Below are 18842 nucleotides of genomic sequence, written 5' to 3' on the forward strand. Positions count from 1 at the left end.
AGGGTAAGCGCTTTTTTATGCTCTAGTTAATATTGCTTGGACGCAACAATGGAGCCCTCATGCATTCCCATCCAGATCAAGTCGAAATTAATAGGTATCAGCAACTTAGCGAGAAGTATCCCTCCGTTATCGAACAATGGCCATCGCAACGGCTAGAAGAACTGCAAAGGGTGGTTGAGTTTAGCTCGTTTATCTATGAACGATTGCTGTGTGATGAATCCTTGTTGCAGCAACTTCCTGAGATGTTAGATAGTGATGAGCGATGCGATCATTATAGAGAGGATCTTCAGCAACGCTTGGCTGAGTGCCATGATGAAAATGCGGTGATGAAGGCGCTTCGATTCTTTCGCAACCATGAGCTTATCACTATTGCTTGGCGCGATATTGTGGCGAGTTGGCCTGTTGAGCAAAGTCTCTCACACGTCTCTATGTTGGCAGAAGCGATGATCTTCGAGAGTTACGCTTGGCACTATGCAGACTGCTCCCGCCTATGGGGTACGCCAAAAAATGCACAGGGCATTGAGCAACCTATGCTGATCATCGGTATGGGTAAGCTCGGAGGAGGAGAGCTAAATTTTTCTTCCGATATCGACCTTATCTTTACTTATCCCGAAAATGGAGAAACTGAAGGAGCGAGGCGCTCAATTGCTAATGCACAGTTCTTTACTCGCCTAGGGCAACGCCTGATCAAATCCTTGGATCAAATCACTATTGATGGTTTTTGTTATCGTGTAGATATGCGACTGCGCCCCTTTGGTGAGAGTGGTCCATTAGTGATGAGCTTTGCCGCTTTAGAAGACTACTACCAAGAGCAAGGGCGTGATTGGGAGCGTTACGCTATGGTCAAAGCTAGGGTCATGGGTCGGGAGATGTATCCCCAGTACCAGGAATTAAGACAGATGCTGCGTCCATTTGTGTTTCGCCGATATATCGACTTCAGCGCTATCCAATCACTGCGCCGCATGAAGGCGATGATTCGTAGCGAAGTACGCAGACGTGGCCTCACCAACAATATTAAGTTAGGGCCTGGTGGCATTCGTGAAATTGAGTTTATTGCTCAGGTCTTCCAATTGATTAGAGGAGGTCGAGAGCCGAGCCTACGTGGTAGAGGACTACTTGAAACCCTGGAAGCGATAAAGGTACAACACCTACTTGAGCCAAGCGACGTCGATGGTATGACGTCGGCCTACAAGTTCTTGCGTCGCCTTGAGAACCTTATTCAAGCGATGGAAGACAAGCAAACGCAAACCCTTCCTGATGATGAAGAGAGCCAAGAACGATTAGCCGTTGTGATGGGCTTTAGTCGTTATCTTGAAATGCAGACCGAATTGAATGCGCACATGGCAAATGTCCACCAAGTATTCGAGTCGCTAATTGGCGACGAAGAAGAGCAGGGTCAGGAAGTAGACTCTGTTTACGCGGAAATGTGGAGTTTAGCGAAAGAGCCGGAGCAGGTAATTAGTATCCTGCAAGAACTGTCTATCGATGTAAAAGAAAAGCAGTTTTCTGAGCTTTCTACTAGCTTGTGTAACTTCAAAACGGACCTTGGTAAAAAGACCTTAGGCCCTAGAGGACGAGAAGTCCTAGGACACCTAATGCCCAAGCTTCTGCATACGGTATTGAACCACCCAGAAGGGGAGTTTGGTCTAGAGCGCGTATTGGCGGTACTGTCAAAGATCGTCACTAGAACTACTTATCTTGAGCTACTTGATGAGCACTCAGCCGCCCTCCACCAGTTAGTGAGGCTTTGTACCGCAAGCCCAATGATCACAGAGTTATTAGGCCGTTATCCTATATTGCTTGATGAACTGCTAGATCCCCAGCAGTTGTATAAACCCGTTGATCTAAGTAGCTATAAATCAGAACTAAGAGATTATCTTGCCCGTATCCCTGAAGAGGATATGGAGCAACAAATGGAGGCGTTGCGCCAGTTTAAGCAAACCTGCATTTTACGTATCGCCGCTGCGGATATTGCAGGAGTGCTACCGGTTATGCAGGTGAGTGATCACTTAACCTATTTAGCCGAGGCTATTGTTGAGCAAGTTGTCAATCAAGCGTGGCATCAGATGTCGGCAAAATATGGCGAGCCAAATCACTTACAAAATCGTGATGGCCGTGGGTTTGCGGTACTTGGCTACGGAAAAGTCGGAGGATGGGAGCTAGGGTACAATTCGGATCTTGATATTGTGTTTGTCCACGACTGCCCACTGTCCGCTTACACTGATGGAGAGAAATCTATTGATGGTAGGCAGTTCTACCTGCGCCTAGCACAGCGCATTACCCACCTGTTCTCGACACGAACCGCTTCTGGAATCCTTTATGAAGTGGATACGCGTTTAAGGCCTTCAGGGGCATCTGGTTTGATGGTAAGCCCGATTGAGTCTTATGAAGAGTATCAACTTACAGAGGCGTGGACCTGGGAGCATCAAGCCATTGTTCGTGCTCGTCCTATTTATGGTGATGCGATCTTGGTCGATTCCTTTGCTAAAGTTAGACATAAAGTACTTTGCTTGGCTCGTGAGCAGAGTCAGTTGCGAGACGAGGTGGTCAAAATGCGCGAGAAAATGCGCGATCACTTAGGTGGTAAAAAGAAAGATAGATTCATGCTTAAGCAAGATCCTGGAGGGATCACTGACATAGAATTTTTGGCGCAATATTGGGTGCTCAATTACTCCCATCTGCACCCCAGTTTGGTGAAATGGTCTGATAATGTTCGAATCCTTGAGAGCTTGGTTGATGTAGAGATACTGTCACTTGAGCAAGCTAAGTACTTAACTGATGCTTATACGTCGATGCGTAATGAAACTCATCGACGCAACCTTCTGAATCTTGATGCTGATGTCGCTTTAGATAAGTTTGTTGAACAGCGTCATTGGGTGATTGATATGTGGTGTGAATGGATGAAAGAAGCACAACAAAGTTAAATCGCTCAAATGGTTAGCGCCACTTTGATATATCCTTAGCTATGCTAGAATTGCAAACAAAAATTCTTAACGGAGCCTATATGAAGCCTATTCTTCCCGACTACAGTACATCGGGCGTTCTAATTGTTGGTGATGTCATGCTAGATCGCTATTGGTATGGCCCTACTGGACGTATTTCTCCAGAAGCACCTGTACCTGTGGTTAAAGTTGAAAACAATGAAGAGCGACCGGGTGGTGCTGCGAACGTTGCAATGAATATTGCAGCACTAGGAGGAAGTACTCATCTTGTAGGTTTAACGGGTATTGATGAGCCAGCACGAGTGCTGACTGAGAAACTGAATGCGCTTAAAGTGCAGTGTGACTTTGTTTCTCTTCCGGACTACCCAACGATCACTAAGCTTCGCGTGATGAGTCGTGGTCAGCAGCTGATTCGTTTAGACTTTGAAGATAAATTTGAGCAGGTCGATTCACAGCAGATCTTGTCCCGTATAGACCTATCCTTAAGTACTGTGAAGGCGGTGATCTTGTCTGATTATGCCAAGGGTGCTTTAGAGCATTCACGTGCAATGATAGAGAAAGCAAACAGTGCTGGCGTGCCTGTATTTGTTGACCCTAAAGGCGCCGATTTTGAGCGCTACCGTGGTGCGACACTATTGACTCCTAATATGTCTGAATTCGAGCACGTAGTCGGCTCAGTGAAAGGCGATGAAGAATTGGCTGAAAAAGGCTTAGCGTTGATCGAAAAATTCGATCTGCAAGCCCTACTGGTCACTCGCAGTGAGCATGGTATGACGCTACTGCGCCGCGGTGAGAAGCCATTCCATCTTCCAACCCAAGCGCAAGAGGTGTACGACGTTACTGGTGCTGGAGATACGGTAATTTCTGTACTGGCTGCTTCTGTAGCGGCAGGTAAGCCTTTAGACGAAGCCTGTGCGCTTGCCAACGCCGCTGCGGGTGTTGTTGTCGGTAAGCTAGGCACTTCAACTCTATCTACTATCGAGCTTGCAGAGGCTGTACATGGCTCGCAAGATACTGACTATGGAGTGATTGGTGAAGCAGCACTAATTAAGGCAGTGAAAAAAGCACAAGCCAAGGGTGAGAAGGTTGTGATGACCAATGGCTGCTTTGATATCTTACATGCCGGCCACGTTTCATACCTCAATCATGCTGCTGAGCTTGGTGAACGCCTTATTGTCGCGGTGAACACCGACGATTCAGTTAAACGCTTGAAAGGCCCTGCTAGACCTGTGAATCCAACGGATCGCCGTATGGCGGTATTGGCAGGCTTAGGCGCGGTAGACTGGGTGGTCCCATTTTCTGAAGACACCCCACAACGCATAATCTCTGAGATCCTCCCTGACCTGTTAGTTAAGGGTGGCGACTATAAGCCGGAAGAGATTGCTGGTGGTAAAGAAGTGATTGAAGCCGGTGGTCGAGTAGAAGTGTTGAACTTTGAGGACGGTTGTTCAACAACGGAAATCATTGAAGCGATTAAGGGTGGGAAGGAATAATACCAACCACACTAGCTAATCAGAAATAGCGTCGTTATCCAGCGTTTTTCCTTCGCTATTTCTGACCACTTACTTACTGTAATTGGTATAACCAGCTATTTAGTGCGCTTGGTATAACTCATTTCTAATGACAAAACAAAAGGGCTGGTCAATGACCAGCCCTTTTTTATTTCAACCATTTACTAGCGCTAGATTATGATGCTAGTGGATCTGTTTTTGAAGCAATCAAGCCGTTATTTATCTCAAGAATGTCTTGTTCGTTAAGAGTGCCAACCGCTTCTTTTAACTGAAGTACACTGATGATGTAGTTGTAACGAGCATCAGATAGGTTACGTTTTGCCTCAAACACACGGCGAGTGAAGTCTAGAACGTCAACGATGGTACGCGAACCTACTTCATAGCCTGTTTCTACTGCCGCTAATGCGGATTCAGCAGAGATCAAAGATTGCTCGAATGCGCGGATAGAGCCGATGGTTGCATCGATGTTGTTGTTTGATGCGCGAACTGTTTTCACAACTGAACGATAAGACGCTTCTAAGTCTTCGCTTACCGCTACGTAGTTGTACTCAGCTTGCTTAACTTGAGACGTAACGCTACCACCAGTATAAAGAGGTACAGAAAGGTTGATACCTAGGTTGTAGTTAGTGTCGTCAACATCTTGATCACTAAGAGTACCGTTAGCATAACCAGCACTAGCATCGAAGGTCAGTGATGGTAGGTGGCCAGAACTTGCTAGGCGAATGTTATCACGAGCAATGTCTTGGTTAATACGTGCTGCTAGCAAGCTTAGGTTTTGCGATTGAGCTTGATCCACCAGTGCGTCTGTAGACTTATCTGACTTAGAGGCAGAGAAGCGCTCAATATCTAGAATATCTAAATTCTGATGACCTATACCCGTGATTTCACGCAGTGTTTCATAGCTGTTTACTAGGTTGTTTCGAGCGATAACTTCTTCGGCTAGAACGCTATCGTACTCAGCTTGAGCTTCGTGCACGTTAGTGATCGCCGATAGACCTACTTCAAAGCGTTGTTTCTCTTGATCAAGCTGGCGTTCAACCGCACTTTTTTCGGCTTGTACGAATTCTAGGCTGTCTTGAGCACGCAGTACTTCAAAGTAAGCCGTTGCTACTCGAAGGATCAGTTCTTGCTGCTGCGCTGCATATGCAGAGTCGGCCTGACGTGCGTTCTTCTCTGCAGTCTCAAGAGTTACCCAGCTAGAGCGTTGATAAAGCTCTTGGCTTAGACCAATACCTGCGGTAAATGCATTGTCTTCTGCTCCAAAGTAGCTCTCGCCATAGTTGTAACCAGCAGTTAGGTTAATTTGAGGTAGCAAGGTACTGCGTGATGAGGTGACGGATTCAAAAGCCGCATCGCGTTGAGCAGCAGAGCGTAAAAGCGTTGGGTCGCTATTCTTGGCCTGGTTGTAAACGGCAGCTAGATTCTCCGCCATAGTGGGTAGAGATAACCCACCTAGTGAAATTGATACTAAAATGGACAGCGCTTTCTTCATTGTCGTAACTCTTCCTGCTACTTAAATTCGTGTTTAATAACTAGATTATAGTTCTGTGTTTCTATGTGGGTCGATTTTACACAGTCTTGTATAGAGTACTACAAAAACGAGTAAAAACCCTATTGTTACATGCCTTAGTTCAAAACTTTCATGATCTTATATAAGGCTGCGGTAATCTTTCTGAAGACGTGGGAGTAATTTGATGGTCAACGCTGTCTACACTTGATAGGTTTGTTCAATTACTTACTGCAGAGAACCTCTATGTCCAACGATAGCTCCTATCCTACTTTTCACAACGATGACGTCGAAATCCTTGCGACTGATACCTTGTTTAAAGGCTTCTTTAGCCTAGTCAAAGTGAAGTTTCGCCATCGTTTGTTTGCTGGTGGATGGAGTGAAGAGATTGAGCGTGAGCTGTTTGAGCGGGGGCATGCCGTTGCTATGTTGCCTTATGATCCGGTAACTGATCAGGTAGTAATGGTAGAGCAGATTCGAGTGGGCGCGCTAGGTGAGGCAAGACCCTGGCAGTTAGAAATCGTGGCTGGAATGTTAGATAAAGAGGGTGAAGACCCTATAGATGTGGCAAAACGAGAAGCGGTGGAAGAGGCTGGCCTTGACGTGACCCATATAAAACACATTAGTGGCTATTATCCATCGGCCGGCGGATGCTCGGAGCGATTGGAGTTGTTCGTCGGGCAGATCAAAGCACCAACTTCAGCTGGTGTGTTTGGATTAGAGTCAGAAGGTGAAGATATTCGTGTTCATATTTTGACCAGAGAGGAAGCTTATGAGATGGTTAAAAATGGTACAATTGAGAACGCAGCATCAATTATTACGATTCAATGGCTGATGCTGAATCACCAACAACTGAGGGCGCAATGGGCAGTTCAAGGCTAGTGGGTTCAAATTATCATGTTGATTTTGCAGGACTCATGCGACTGTACGAGACCAACTACGCCAAATTAAACGCTCTACTTCCTCGCCAACCTGAAGTTGGAAACAAGCGAACCTATCAAGTTCAATCTCAGGTTTATCAGATAAATGTGCTTGAGATAACTCGCTACACGACCTTAGTTGATGTGTTTCAGTGTGATGAAGCTCCCACTTTTCCACTTCCGCACATGACTGTGCGCTTATATCACGACGCAAGGGTTGCAGAAGTGTGTGCAAGTGAAAAAATGAGGGTAACTCATGCAAGATACGATTACCCCAACAAAAGAATGATGCAGAAGGATGAAAAGCACCAGCTCAATCAATTCCTTGGAGACTGGCTGACATTCTGCCTAAAAATGGGTATCAGTAGAGAGCCCTTACTGTGAGCTCAGGCAAAAATAAAATTGGAAAGACAGATTGTGGAACCACAGATAGTTGCGACGGAAGAGACCGTCCAATTAGTACAGATTACAGATACACACTTATTCGCTGACGACGAAGGATGTCTGCTAAGTGTTAATACAGGTCAGAGCTTCATTGCAACTGTAAACGATATCGTTGAACGAAATGTTGAGTTTGACGCGATTGTGGCGACAGGAGATATTTCTCAAGATCACTCTGCAGCTTCCTATACTCGCTTTGCTGATGGAATCAAACCCCTCGAAAAGCAATGCTATTGGTTACCTGGCAACCATGACCAAAAGTCGAATATGGTCACTGTATTACCTTCACCTCAGATCCAAGAAGTAGGGCATGTGCTCGCTGGCGAATACTGGCAAATCATCATGCTCGACAGCCAAGTTGAGGGCCTGCCGCACGGCTACCTTGAGACAGATCAGCTTGAATTGCTTCACAATAAACTGGCTGAGTTTCCAGAGCGACATACTCTCGTATTGCTGCACCATAACGCTCTGCCGATTGGTAGCGCTTGGTTAGATCAGCACAAACTGCAACGTGCTCATCAATTTTGGGAAGTGCTAGGACGACATCAAAATGTTCGTGCAGTACTAGGCGGACATGTGCATCAAGATTTTGAAAAAGAACATAACGGTGTTCGCGTTCTGGCGACCCCGTCAACGTGTATCCAATTTAAAGCAAACAACGATGAATTTGCTCTCGATACCTTATCTCCAGGCTGGCGTCACTTACAACTGCATAAAGATGGTCAATTAGAGTCACAAGTGCATCGACTAGAAGAGGGCTGCTTTATCCCTGATTTCGAGGCTGAAGGGTACTAAATGCCGATTCAGTCCAAGCCAGCACTACTTCTTTATTTGCACGGCTTCAATAGCTCTCCGCAGTCTCTAAAGGCGCAAGTTATGGCTGAGTTCTGCGCTGAGTATCGGCCAGATATTCGCTTTGTTGCACCTCAATTGCCGGTTTATCCTGAGTCTTGTGTTCAAATGCTCGAGCAGTTGTGTGATGAGCTGATCTTGGAATATCAAGTGGGACTAGTGGGAAGCTCTATGGGGGGCTATTTATCGACGTGGCTCAACAAAAAATACGGCTTCAAAGCGGCATTGGTAAACCCTGCAGTCAAGCCTTATGAACTGTTGCAAGATTTTCTTGGACCACAGCTGAACCCATATACTCAAGAACAGTATTTATTAGAATCTGTACATGTTGAGCAGCTTCGCGCCATCGATGTGCCAGAGATCAACAATACGTCTGATTTTTGGTTGCTACAGCAACAAGGTGATGAAGTTCTGAATTACCAGCAAGCGGTAGATAAATACCACGGGTGCAAACAAACCGTCGAAGAGGGCGGTAATCATAGTTTTGTTGGGTTTGAGCGCTACCCAAGCGCGATAGTAGAGTTTCTTCAACTTTAGGGCCAGAAGCCATTTACTCGTCATTGAGCGTCTTTTACTTAGATGGCTAAGCGGCAAGCCACTCGTCTCGATTAAATAACTTCTGATCGAGCAAAACTTAATCGCAAAAGGTCAGCAGGCCCTAGGCTAAACCTTAATCTCATTGCATGTGAATTGCCTGAATAGCACACAATCATCATGCTTTTTAATCAGGAAGTCAGTGCAAACTTGACATAACTGCCACAGCGCCAGACTATGTAATGTAGCCAAGTTGTATCGCGGTTTGTGGAAGACTTACGAACACTTCAAACTCAATTCATCTACATTCAACGCTAAACAGCTATTTGCACCCGATGTGGTGCGAGTCAGGGTTTCTGAGTTTCGATACACAGAAACACTCCAACCAAGTAGGTTGCGACTTTTCTCATTGATGAGAAGCGATGTTTAACAACGCCAAGAGTAAATTTTCAAATTATGACTGAACAATATAACGCTGGGGCGATAGAGGTCTTAAATGGCCTAGAGCCAGTCCGCCGTCGCCCGGGCATGTATACCGACACTGTGCGTCCCAACCACCTTGGGCAAGAAGTTATCGATAACAGTGTCGATGAAGCGTTAGCAGGGCATGCGTCTAAAGTACAAGTTATTCTTCATCCCGATCAATCTCTAGAAGTCATTGATGATGGTCGTGGTATGCCGGTGGATATCCACCCAGAGGAAGGCGTGTCAGGTGTTGAACTTATTCTATGTAAGCTGCATGCGGGCGGTAAGTTCTCCAACAAGAACTACCAATTCTCAGGCGGTTTGCACGGCGTGGGTATTTCTGTTGTAAACGCACTCTCTAAGCGCGTTGAGGTCAATGTTCGTCGTGACGGTCAGGTATATCAGATTGCTTTTGAGCATGGCGACAAAGTACAAGACCTGACCGTGGTTGGCACTTGCGGCAAACGCAACAGTGGTACAAGCGTTCACTTCTGGCCTGACAGTAAATACTTCGACTCGGGCAATTTCTCAGTCACTCGACTGATCAACAATCTAAGAGCGAAAGCGGTTCTGTGCCCAGGTCTTGAAATCACTTTTAGCGATAAAGTGAACGGAAAGGATCATAAGTGGTATTACGAAAGTGGCCTAAAAGATTACCTAGCCGAAGGTGTTAAAGGGTACACACTGCTACCAGAAACCCCATTTACTGGCCAGTTCTCTGCAGAAACTGAGGCCGCTGATTGGGCGATTATCTGGCAACCAGAGGGTGGTGAACTCATCACTGAGAGCTACGTTAACCTGATCCCTACCCCTCAAGGTGGTACTCATGTTAATGGTCTACGTCAGGGACTGCTGGATGCGATGCGTGAATTTTGTGAATTCCGCAACCTGCTACCTCGTGGCGTAAAACTGACCGGTGACGATGTATTTGAGCGCTGTTCTTACGTGCTATCAATCAAGATGCAAGACCCGCAATTTGCAGGACAAACCAAAGAGCGTCTCTCTTCACGTCAATGTGCCGCGTTTGTTTCTGGTGTGGTGAAGGACGGGTTTAGTCTTTGGTTGAATGAAACCCCGCATATTGCTGAACAGCTAGCAGACGCGTGTATTGCCAATGCGCATCGCCGCATGCGAGCAAGCAAAAAAGTGGTGCGTAAGAAGGTAGCCTCTGGCCCAGCACTGCCTGGTAAATTGACTGATTGCTCAGTACAAGATTTGGCTCGTACAGAACTCTTCCTAGTGGAGGGTGACTCTGCGGGTGGCTCGGCTAAGCAGGCCCGCGATCGCGAGTTTCAAGCCATTATGCCCCTGCGCGGTAAGATCCTTAATACGTGGGAAGTCAGTGCTGATCAGGTACTGGCTTCGCAAGAGGTACATGATATTTCTGTGGCTCTTGGTATAGACCCCGATACCGAAAGCCTAGATGGTCTGCGTTACGGTAAGATCTGTATTCTAGCGGATGCGGACTCCGATGGGTTGCATATCGCAACCTTGCTTTGTGCCCTATTTACTCGTCATTTCAGCTCGCTAGTACGTGCAGGTCACGTCTACGTTGCCATGCCACCGCTGTTCAGAATTGATTGTGGCAAAGAGGTGTTTTATGCCCTTGATGAAGACGAAAAAGAAGGGGTACTTGAGCGTTTAAGTAAGAAGCGAGCCAAGATCAATGTACAACGATTTAAAGGCTTGGGTGAAATGAACCCACTGCAACTTCGCGAAACTACGATGGACCCTAATACTCGTCGTCTAGTGCAACTGACGATAGATGATGATGAACAGACAATGGAAATGCTGGACATGCTGTTGGGCAAGAAACGCGCGGACGATCGCCGTCATTGGCTGCAAAGTAACGGCGATATGGCCGAGGTATAAGAATGTCGAACGAGATTACATATGATGGCGTAGAGCAGCTTCCGCTGCGCAAATTCACTGAAGACGCCTATCTAAATTATTCAATGTACGTGATTATGGATCGTGCATTGCCTTATATCGGTGACGGCTTAAAGCCGGTTCAGCGTCGTATTATTTATGCGATGTCAGAGCTAGGCTTATCGGCTTCGGCTAAATATAAGAAATCAGCACGTACCGTGGGTGATGTACTCGGTAAGTACCATCCACACGGCGATTCTGCGTGTTACGAAGCCATGGTATTGATGGCGCAGCCATTTACCTATCGTTATCCGCTCGTCGACGGGCAAGGTAACTGGGGTGCTCCAGATGACCCGAAATCCTTTGCTGCAATGCGTTACACCGAATCCAAACTTTCTAAGTTTGCTGAGGTGCTACTTGGCGAACTAGGTCAAGGCACGGTTGAATGGCAACCAAACTTTGATGGTTCTATGAAAGAGCCTCAAATGTTGCCTGCGCGCCTGCCGCATATTCTGCTTAACGGCATTACGGGTATTGCCGTTGGTATGGCAACCGACATACCGCCGCACAATGTGCGTGAAGTGGCCGATGCCACCATGACCTTGATTGACAATCCCAAAGCAGAATTGCCAGATGTTATGCAATTTGTGCAGGGGCCAGATTATCCAACAGAAGCCGAGATCATCACGCCAAAACCCGATATTGAGAAGATCTATCGTACTGGACGTGGCAGCATTAAGATGCGCGCGGTATGGCATAAAGAAGCCGGTGACGTCGTCATTACCGCTCTGCCACATCAGGTTTCGGGTTCTAAACTGCTTGAGCAAATAGCGAGTCAAATGCGCGCGAAGAAACTACCTATGGTGGACGATCTTCGTGACGAATCTGATCATGAGAACCCAACACGAATTGTTATCGTGCCTCGCTCAAACCGTGTGGATTGTGATCAGTTAATGAATCACTTATTCGCTTCAACGGATTTAGAGAAGAACTACCGCGTTAACCTGAATATGATTGGTTTAGACAAGCGACCTCAGGTGAAAGGCCTTGTTCAGATTCTAAAAGAGTGGATTGAGTTTCGCCGTGCAACCGTGCGTCGTCGCTTGCAGTATCGCCTTGACAAAATCATGGCGCGTTTGCATATTCTTGAGGGCTTATTAGTTGCCTACCTGAACATCGATGAAGTGATTGAGATTATCCGTACACAGGATGATCCAAAAGCGGTATTGATGTCTCGCTTTGAGCTTTCTGAGATTCAAGCGGATGCAATCTTGGACACCAAATTACGCCAATTGGCGAAATTGGAAGAGTTTAAGATCCGCGGTGAGCAAGATGAGCTAGAAAAAGAGCGTAAGCAGTTAGAGTTATTGCTTGGTTCTGAACGACGCATGAATACGCTCCTTAAGAAGGAACTTCAAGCGGATGCCGATAAATTTGGTGATGATCGCCGCTCTCCAATTGTTGAGCGTGCGGAAGCAAGAGCACTGACAGAGAAAGATCTACTACCAAGCGAACCTATCACCGTAGTCTTGTCAGAGAAGGGCTGGATTCGTCATGCCAAAGGTCATGAGGTTGATGCTTCTACTCTAAACTATAAGTCTGGTGACAAGTTCCTTACTTCAGCAAGGGGTAAGAGTAATCAGCAGGCCGTGTTCTTAGGCTCTGATGGGCGAAGTTATTCATTAGAATCGCATTCGCTGCCTTCCGCAAGAAGCCAGGGCGAGCCGATTACTGGGCGTTTGAATATCTCAACTGGAACTAGCATTCGACAGGTTCTAATGGGGGATGATGAGCAGTTATGGCTAGTGGGCTCTGATGCAGGCTATGGGTTTGTTTGTCGCGGTAGTGACTTATTGTCGAAAAACCGCAGTGGTAAGGCTTTAGTTAACCTACCGCAGGCGGCAGAGATCATGTCACCAAGTGCGATATCAGACCTTGATAGTGATGAAATCTTAGCGATAACTAACCTTGGCCGCATGCTGATCTTTGCAATAAAAGATCTGCCACAACTTGGTAAGGGTAAGGGTAATAAGATCATCAATATTCCTTCTGCAAAAGCGAAGAGCAGAGAGGAGTTCGTTACTCAGCTGATTTCTATACCTGCTGACGCAACCATTACTCTGTACGCGGGCAAACGTAAGCTTGGTCTGAAACCAGCTGACCTTGAAAACTTCAGGGGCGAAAGAGGACGTCGTGGTGCAATGCTACCGCGTGGCTTGCAGCGAGTTACCGAGATCGAAGTGCAGACTAAAGAGTAAGTTGATTTCAGTTTGATCCATTAATAAAAAACCGCCTCGGCGGTTTTTTTATTAGCTATTGTTTTTGGGGAGTGAAGTTTCTGGTGTCTTCACCAATCTCAACGGTTAGCTCTTTTTGTTTTCCATCTCTAACCACCACCACTTGTACTTCAGCGCCAGGGCGAGCATCCGTCACCGCATCCATTACATTCTGTCTATTGTCTGCAACCATATCACCAATTTTTACTATGATGTCTTGTGCCTTGATGCCGGCTTTATCCGCTGGACCGCCGGGCTCGACCCCTAAGACAATAATTCCGCCGGTGAAATTGCCAGCGAGCAAACGGTTGGTCATAGAGCTGATGTCTTGGCCATCAACACCAATGTAGCCACGGATGACGCGACCATCAGCAATGATTTTATTCATGATCTTCGAAGCAAGTTTTTGCGGAATGGCAAAGGAGATACCGTAGGTTTCAAGATCGGTGGCTTGCTGGAAGGAGGCGGTGTTGATTCCGACGAGTTCGCCTTGGGAGTTCACCAAGGCGCCACCTGAGTTACCTTCATTAATTGCTGCATCGGTTTGAATGAAGGCCTGTCTTCCATCGGTACTTATAGATGAGCGTCCAGTGGCTGAGATAATGCCAAAGGTGGTGGTTTGCCCAAGGTTATAGGGGTTGCCTATCGCAAGTACAATATCGCCGACCTTTGCCGAATAGTCTGGATTTAGAGGGATGACGGGGAGATCTGACATGGATATTTGCAATACAGCAATGTCGGTTCGTCTGTCTTGGCCAATTAATTGTGCGCTGGCTACTCGACCATCTTGTAAGGCGACAATCACCTGATCGGCGCTGGCGACCACATGATAATTAGTAATGATATAACCCTTGTCATTCACTATGACGCCAGATCCCAAACCCTGAGTTTTTAGTTTACTGCGATTATCTTCAGAGTATTGGCGACTGTAGATATTAACGACTGCTGGGGCGGCACGTCTCACGGCTTGATTGAATGAGATTGGACCGGATGCGACTAGCGCTTCATGAGGTTCGGTTGGTGCGGGTATGATTTTACTACGCAGATCGGGTACCACAGCAATTACCAAGGCGGCTGCAACCAACCCAAGTAAAATAGAGCGCAATAAAAATCTCAGCATGTTTCCCTCAAAAGTGCGGTGTATTACAGCAAAGCATAACACTCAATTTTGAGTAAAGAAAAGGGAAGCCGCTGGGCTTCCCTAATTAAGTCAATGGTTTGCTCTATCTAACAACAATAACCACTTTGCGATCACCACGCAGAATGTTAAGTGCTAATACACCATCTTGCTTTTCTAAGACATCTCGGAACTCACCGAGGTTAGCAACTTCTTGGCGATTAACTCCGACAATGATGTCGCCTTGCTCGATTTGATATGAAGCGGCCGGAGAACCTTCGGCAACAGAGGTCACTTTCACACCTTTGTACCCATCAGAGTCTTTAGTATTGCTTAGCGCAGCACCGGTCAACCCTGGATGAAGTTGTTCAGCTTTAGTTTGCTGGAGCTGAGACTCACCGAGCGTGACATCAAACTCCTTTTTGTCGCCATCACGGATAACACCTAGTTTGATCTCTTTTCCAGCTCCCAGTGTAGCTACTTTAGCGCGAAGCTCACTGAAGGTATCAATGCGCTTGCCGTCAATAGAGACAATGATATCTCCCGCTTGCAAGCCCGCCTCATCAGCCGCGCTATCTGGCATGACTTGATTTACGAAGGCACCTCGGCTTGACTCATAGCCTAGCGCTTCAGCGAGCTCAGCGGTGATTTCACCACCTTGTACGCCTAACATGCCCCGCTTAACCTCACCAAACTCAATGATCTGATCGGTTAGGTTACGCATCATATTCGAAGGAATTGCAAACCCTATACCTACATTGCCACCATTAGGCCCTAGAATCGCGGTGTTGATACCAATCAACTCGCCATTAAGGTTAACCAGCGCTCCACCTGAGTTACCACTATTAATCGCCGCATCGGTTTGGATGAAGTTCTCAAGGTTTTCAAGATTCAGCCCACTGCGACCGAGTGCAGATACAATGCCAGACGTCACGGTTTGGCCAAGCCCAAATGGGTTGCCAATAGCAACGGTAAAATCACCCACACGCAGCTTATCCGAGTCCGCTAGCTTTATTTCGGTTAATCCTTTCGCCTTCTTCTTTAGTTTGAGCAGGGCGATATCAGACATTTTGTCGCCGCCGACAAGCTCTGCATCGTATTCACGCCCATCGGTGAGCTGTACTTTGATGGTATCAGCGCCATTGATAACGTGGTAGTTAGTGACGATGTGGCCTTTGTCTGCATCAATAATAACGCCAGAGCCTAGTCCTCGAAATGGGCGCTCTTGAACTTGGTCCGTGGGAAATTCGTCACCGAAGAAGAAACGAAAGCTTTCAGGAATGCGTTGAGTTGATACTTGAGTGCCTTCAACAGCAATGCTGACTACCGCCGGTGAAACGCGCTCAAGCATAGGTGCTAAGCTCGGGAGTTCATTGCCTTCAACCTGAACGGGTAGGGCGGCACCAGCATGTAGCGGTGCAATAATAGATCCCAAGCTCAAGGCTACAACAGACAAGGCAAGCAAAGGTTTTTTCATCGTTAACTCCTTTTAATAATATGAAGTTTGAGACATAAAAAATTTGAGCAAGTTCCGTAGCTAGAGATAATTCTAGAACGTGTGGGTAGCCTCAAGCTTTTGAGTAGGCAGAACTATGTTGCCTTGATTGCTTCAGGCGCTTTCAATATTTCTTTCTGTTCTTCCTTCAGCATGCCGGTTGCACCGTTTGCATAATCCTTTGGCGCTTCATTGCCTGAGGTATTAGTTTCTGAGCTTGCTTCACTTGCTCCAAGGCGCTCGGCAAAAGGATTGTCTTGAGCTGGGAGGTTCGGTAGTAGCTCGTTGGATGTGTTCGCCATGTGCTCGTAGAGCTTGCGATATTCTTTCCCAATATTATCAAGAATCTGAGCTGATTCAGAGAAGTGATCATTCAAATCTTGTCGCTGTTGCTCAAGCTCAAACTTAGAGGTTTCTAGTTCTTTTTGTAATTCTTTCTGTTTTTGATATTGCGGGGTGGTGACGCGAGAGATGATCACACCGATGATGATACCCACGAATAGGCCGACGATCGCATAAATCCAAGGCATAGCATTTCCTTTTGTTAATCTGTTAACAATCTAGTTACCGTGTTCTTACACTGCAACATACCTCATGTTACTATGAGAATCTTATCCAATAAAGAATCTAATGTAGTTCATCATTTAAAATGACACCCTTAGAAAAATATCAATACGATATCGAGCATCACGGTTTTCAATTTGACCCTCAACAGCAAAAGGCTGTGCAAGCGTTTGAACACTTGTACGAGCGGCTTCATCAATATGCTCAAACTCCTGCTCCTGAGCCCAAAAAAGGTTGGCGTCAATGGTTTAATAAGCCTGACTCCACCAAGCCACTAGCTCCGCAAGGGCTCTATGTTTGGGGTGGGGTCGGTCGTGGAAAGACCTACCTCATGGATAGCTTTTATGAGTTGTACCCAGGCGACAAGAAAATGCGTATGCACTTTCATCGCTTTATGTATCGGGTCCATGATGAACTGAAGCAGTTGCAACAGCAAAGCGACCCCTTAGAGATTGTGGCTGATAAGTTTAAGAGTGAAGCCGATATTATCTGCTTTGATGAGTTTTTTGTCTCCGATATCACAGACGCCATGTTGCTCGGCACCTTGTTTCAGGCATTGTTTGCGCGAAACATGATTTTAGTCGCGACCTCCAACATTCCGCCACACCTGTTGTATAGAAATGGCTTACAGCGAGCTCGCTTTTTGCCAGCAATCGAATTGATCGAAAAGAACTGTCAGATCTTTGAGCTAGACAGTGAAAATGACTTTCGTATGCGAACATTGCAGCAAGCAGAGCTCTATCATTACCCGCTAGATTTACAAGCTCAACACAACTTGGATGCTTATTTTGAAACCTTGAGTGCTATAAAGGTAGAAAGCGGAGAGGCCGAGACTACGATAGAAGTGAATCACAGACAGTTAGACGTGCAAAGCGCATACAATGGCGTACTGATGGCAAGCTTTGCTCAGTTGTGCCAAACCGCTCGAAGTCAAAACGATTACATTGAGTTGTCGAAGGAGTACCACACGGTATTGTTGTCTGATGTACCTAAGTTGGATGCGAGCAACGATGATGCAGCGAGGCGCTTTATTGCCTTAGTGGATGAGTTCTATGAAAGGCGCGTCTGCCTGATTATTGCTGCCGCAGTGCCTTTGAGCGAATTGTATGCGGGTGGACGACTTGAATTTGAATTTCAGCGCTGTGAATCGCGACTCACTGAGATGCAGAGTAATGACTATTTAGCTGAGGAACACCTTGCCTAGCTAATGCTGTGGCTAGGATATAGTAGAGGCATTCACGCCTTGTGTTCTGGTGTTATGCACTAAAAAGCGTTCAAAAAACTCTCAAATAGGATTGCGTTTTTAGTAGGCTTCGGTATAATCCTGCGACCCACCGTTACTGCAGGTGATTTTCTTTATTGAAACTTACCAAAGAGTGCCACCACTCGAAGGGGTGATGACTGGGCTCTTAGACAGTGGGAGCATTTGCTCCTTTTAGTTTAAATTCAAATTAACGGGTTATTATTAGCATGAAAACTTTCGTTGCTAAACCAGAAACAGTAAAACGTGACTGGTATGTTGTAGACGCTGAAGGTAAAACTCTAGGTCGTCTTGCATCTGAAATCGCTTCTCGCCTACGCGGTAAGCATAAAGCTGAATACACACCTCACTGTGACACTGGTGATTACATCATCGTTGTTAACGCTGAGAAAGTTACTGTAACTGGTAACAAGGCTAAAGGTAAAGTGTATTACCGTCACACTGAATTCCCAGGTGGTCTAAAATCTATCACTTTTGAAAAGTTGATTGATAAGAAACCAGAAATGGTTATCGAACTAGCTGTTAAAGGTATGTTACCACGTGGTCCTCTAGGCCGCGCAATGTACCGTAAGCTAAAAGTATACGCTGGCGCTGAGCACAACCATGCTGCTCAACAACCACAAGTACTAGACATCTAATCGGGGAAATTGGAAATGGCAGAGAATCAATACTACGGCACTGGTCGCCGCAAGAGCTCAGCTGCTCGTGTTTTCATTAAACCGGGTGCTGGTAACATCGTAATCAACAAGCGTAGCCTTGATGTTTACTTTGGTCGTGAAACTTCTCGTATGGTTGTTCGTCAGCCACTTGAGCTAGTTGAAATGTTAGACAAGCTAGACCTATACATCACTGTTTCTGGCGGTGGTATTTCTGGTCAAGCTGGCGCTATCCGTCACGGCATCACTCGTGCTCTTATGGAATACGATGAAACTCTACGTCCTGCTCTACGCGCAGCTGGCTACGTTACACGTGACGCACGTCAGGTTGAACGTAAGAAAGTTGGTCTACGTAAAGCACGTCGTAAGCCACAGTTCTCGAAGCGTTAATCTTTCTTTTCAGAAAGAGCAATGCTCCAGCTTTTTGGTTGG

General features: G+C 46.4%; 15 protein-coding genes. 11 read left to right on the forward strand and 4 right to left on the reverse strand.

Annotation, left to right across the window (positions count from 1 at the left end; all coding sequences use genetic code 11):
• Positions 1–59: 59 nt before the first annotated feature.
• Positions 60–2924 carry a bifunctional [glutamate--ammonia ligase]-adenylyl-L-tyrosine phosphorylase/[glutamate--ammonia-ligase] adenylyltransferase gene (gene glnE, locus D5I41_RS09945; RefSeq protein WP_119009662.1) on the forward strand — a complete coding sequence of 955 codons (2865 nt, stop codon included), beginning with the start codon at positions 60–62 and terminating at the stop codon, positions 2922–2924.
• Positions 2925–3004: 80 nt separating this feature from the next.
• On the forward strand, positions 3005–4435 hold the full coding sequence (gene hldE, locus D5I41_RS09950; protein WP_119009663.1) for a bifunctional D-glycero-beta-D-manno-heptose-7-phosphate kinase/D-glycero-beta-D-manno-heptose 1-phosphate adenylyltransferase HldE: 1431 nt from the start codon (positions 3005–3007) through the stop codon (positions 4433–4435).
• A gap of 193 nt (positions 4436–4628) precedes the next feature.
• On the opposite strand, the gene tolC is transcribed toward hldE, so the two are convergent.
• The gene (tolC, locus tag D5I41_RS09955) at positions 4629–5945 is read right to left on the reverse strand and encodes an outer membrane channel protein TolC (RefSeq protein ID WP_119009664.1); all 1317 of its coding nucleotides are present in this window, start codon (positions 5943–5945) and stop codon (positions 4629–4631) included.
• Positions 5946–6206: 261 nt separating this feature from the next.
• On the opposite strand from tolC, the gene nudF reads away from it, so the two are divergent.
• From nudF to parC, 6 genes are all read left to right on the forward strand, one after another.
• Positions 6207–6842 (forward strand): ADP-ribose diphosphatase, encoded by a 636-nt coding sequence (gene nudF / locus D5I41_RS09960; RefSeq protein WP_119009665.1) that lies wholly within the window; start codon positions 6207–6209, stop codon positions 6840–6842.
• A complete protein-coding gene (locus tag D5I41_RS09965) occupies positions 6824–7264 on the forward strand; it encodes a DUF1249 family protein (RefSeq protein WP_119009666.1) in 441 nt (146 codons plus the stop codon). The genes nudF and D5I41_RS09965 overlap by 19 nt, the downstream gene beginning before the upstream one ends.
• A gap of 33 nt (positions 7265–7297) precedes the next feature.
• Positions 7298–8116 carry a 3',5'-cyclic-AMP phosphodiesterase gene (cpdA, locus tag D5I41_RS09970; RefSeq protein WP_119009667.1) on the forward strand — a complete coding sequence of 273 codons (819 nt, stop codon included), beginning with the start codon at positions 7298–7300 and terminating at the stop codon, positions 8114–8116.
• 6 nt (positions 8117–8122) lie between these two features.
• Positions 8123–8710 carry an esterase YqiA gene (gene yqiA, locus D5I41_RS09975; RefSeq protein ID WP_186811073.1) on the forward strand — a complete coding sequence of 196 codons (588 nt, stop codon included), beginning with the start codon at positions 8123–8125 and terminating at the stop codon, positions 8708–8710.
• A gap of 453 nt (positions 8711–9163) precedes the next feature.
• Positions 9164–11044: a DNA topoisomerase IV subunit B gene (parE, locus tag D5I41_RS09980; RefSeq protein WP_119009669.1), complete on the forward strand. Its 1881-nt coding sequence runs from the start codon at positions 9164–9166 to the stop codon at positions 11042–11044.
• A gap of 2 nt (positions 11045–11046) precedes the next feature.
• Positions 11047–13299, forward strand: coding sequence for a DNA topoisomerase IV subunit A (gene parC, locus D5I41_RS09985; protein WP_119009670.1), 2253 nt, complete (start codon positions 11047–11049; stop codon positions 13297–13299).
• Between the two features lie 55 nt (positions 13300–13354).
• On the opposite strand, the gene degS is transcribed toward parC, so the two are convergent.
• The 3 genes from degS to zapG form a co-directional block, all read right to left on the reverse strand.
• On the reverse strand, positions 13355–14437 hold the full coding sequence (gene degS / locus D5I41_RS09990) for an outer membrane-stress sensor serine endopeptidase DegS (protein ID WP_119009671.1): 1083 nt from the start codon (positions 14435–14437) through the stop codon (positions 13355–13357).
• A 103-nt stretch (positions 14438–14540) separates the two neighbouring features.
• A complete protein-coding gene (locus tag D5I41_RS09995; RefSeq protein WP_119009672.1) occupies positions 14541–15911 on the reverse strand; it encodes a Do family serine endopeptidase in 1371 nt (456 codons plus the stop codon).
• Between the two features lie 113 nt (positions 15912–16024).
• Complete coding sequence (gene zapG, locus D5I41_RS10000) at positions 16025–16459, reverse strand: Z-ring associated protein ZapG (protein ID WP_119009673.1); 435 nt, start codon at positions 16457–16459, stop codon at positions 16025–16027.
• A 119-nt stretch (positions 16460–16578) separates the two neighbouring features.
• Between zapG and zapE the strand changes: the two genes are divergently transcribed.
• From zapE to rpsI, 3 genes are all read left to right on the forward strand, one after another.
• On the forward strand, positions 16579–17697 hold the full coding sequence (gene zapE / locus D5I41_RS10005) for a cell division protein ZapE (protein ID WP_119009674.1): 1119 nt from the start codon (positions 16579–16581) through the stop codon (positions 17695–17697).
• A 266-nt stretch (positions 17698–17963) separates the two neighbouring features.
• Positions 17964–18392 carry a 50S ribosomal protein L13 gene (rplM, locus tag D5I41_RS10010; protein WP_119009675.1) on the forward strand — a complete coding sequence of 143 codons (429 nt, stop codon included), beginning with the start codon at positions 17964–17966 and terminating at the stop codon, positions 18390–18392.
• 15 nt (positions 18393–18407) lie between these two features.
• Entirely contained in the window at positions 18408–18800 is a 393-nt protein-coding gene (gene rpsI, locus D5I41_RS10015) for a 30S ribosomal protein S9 (protein ID WP_017026825.1), read from the forward strand.
• Positions 18801–18842: the final 42 nt, after the last annotated feature.

It is taken from the genome of Vibrio superstes, from assembly GCF_003569005.1.
Lineage (GTDB): Bacteria > Pseudomonadota > Gammaproteobacteria > Enterobacterales > Vibrionaceae > Vibrio > Vibrio superstes.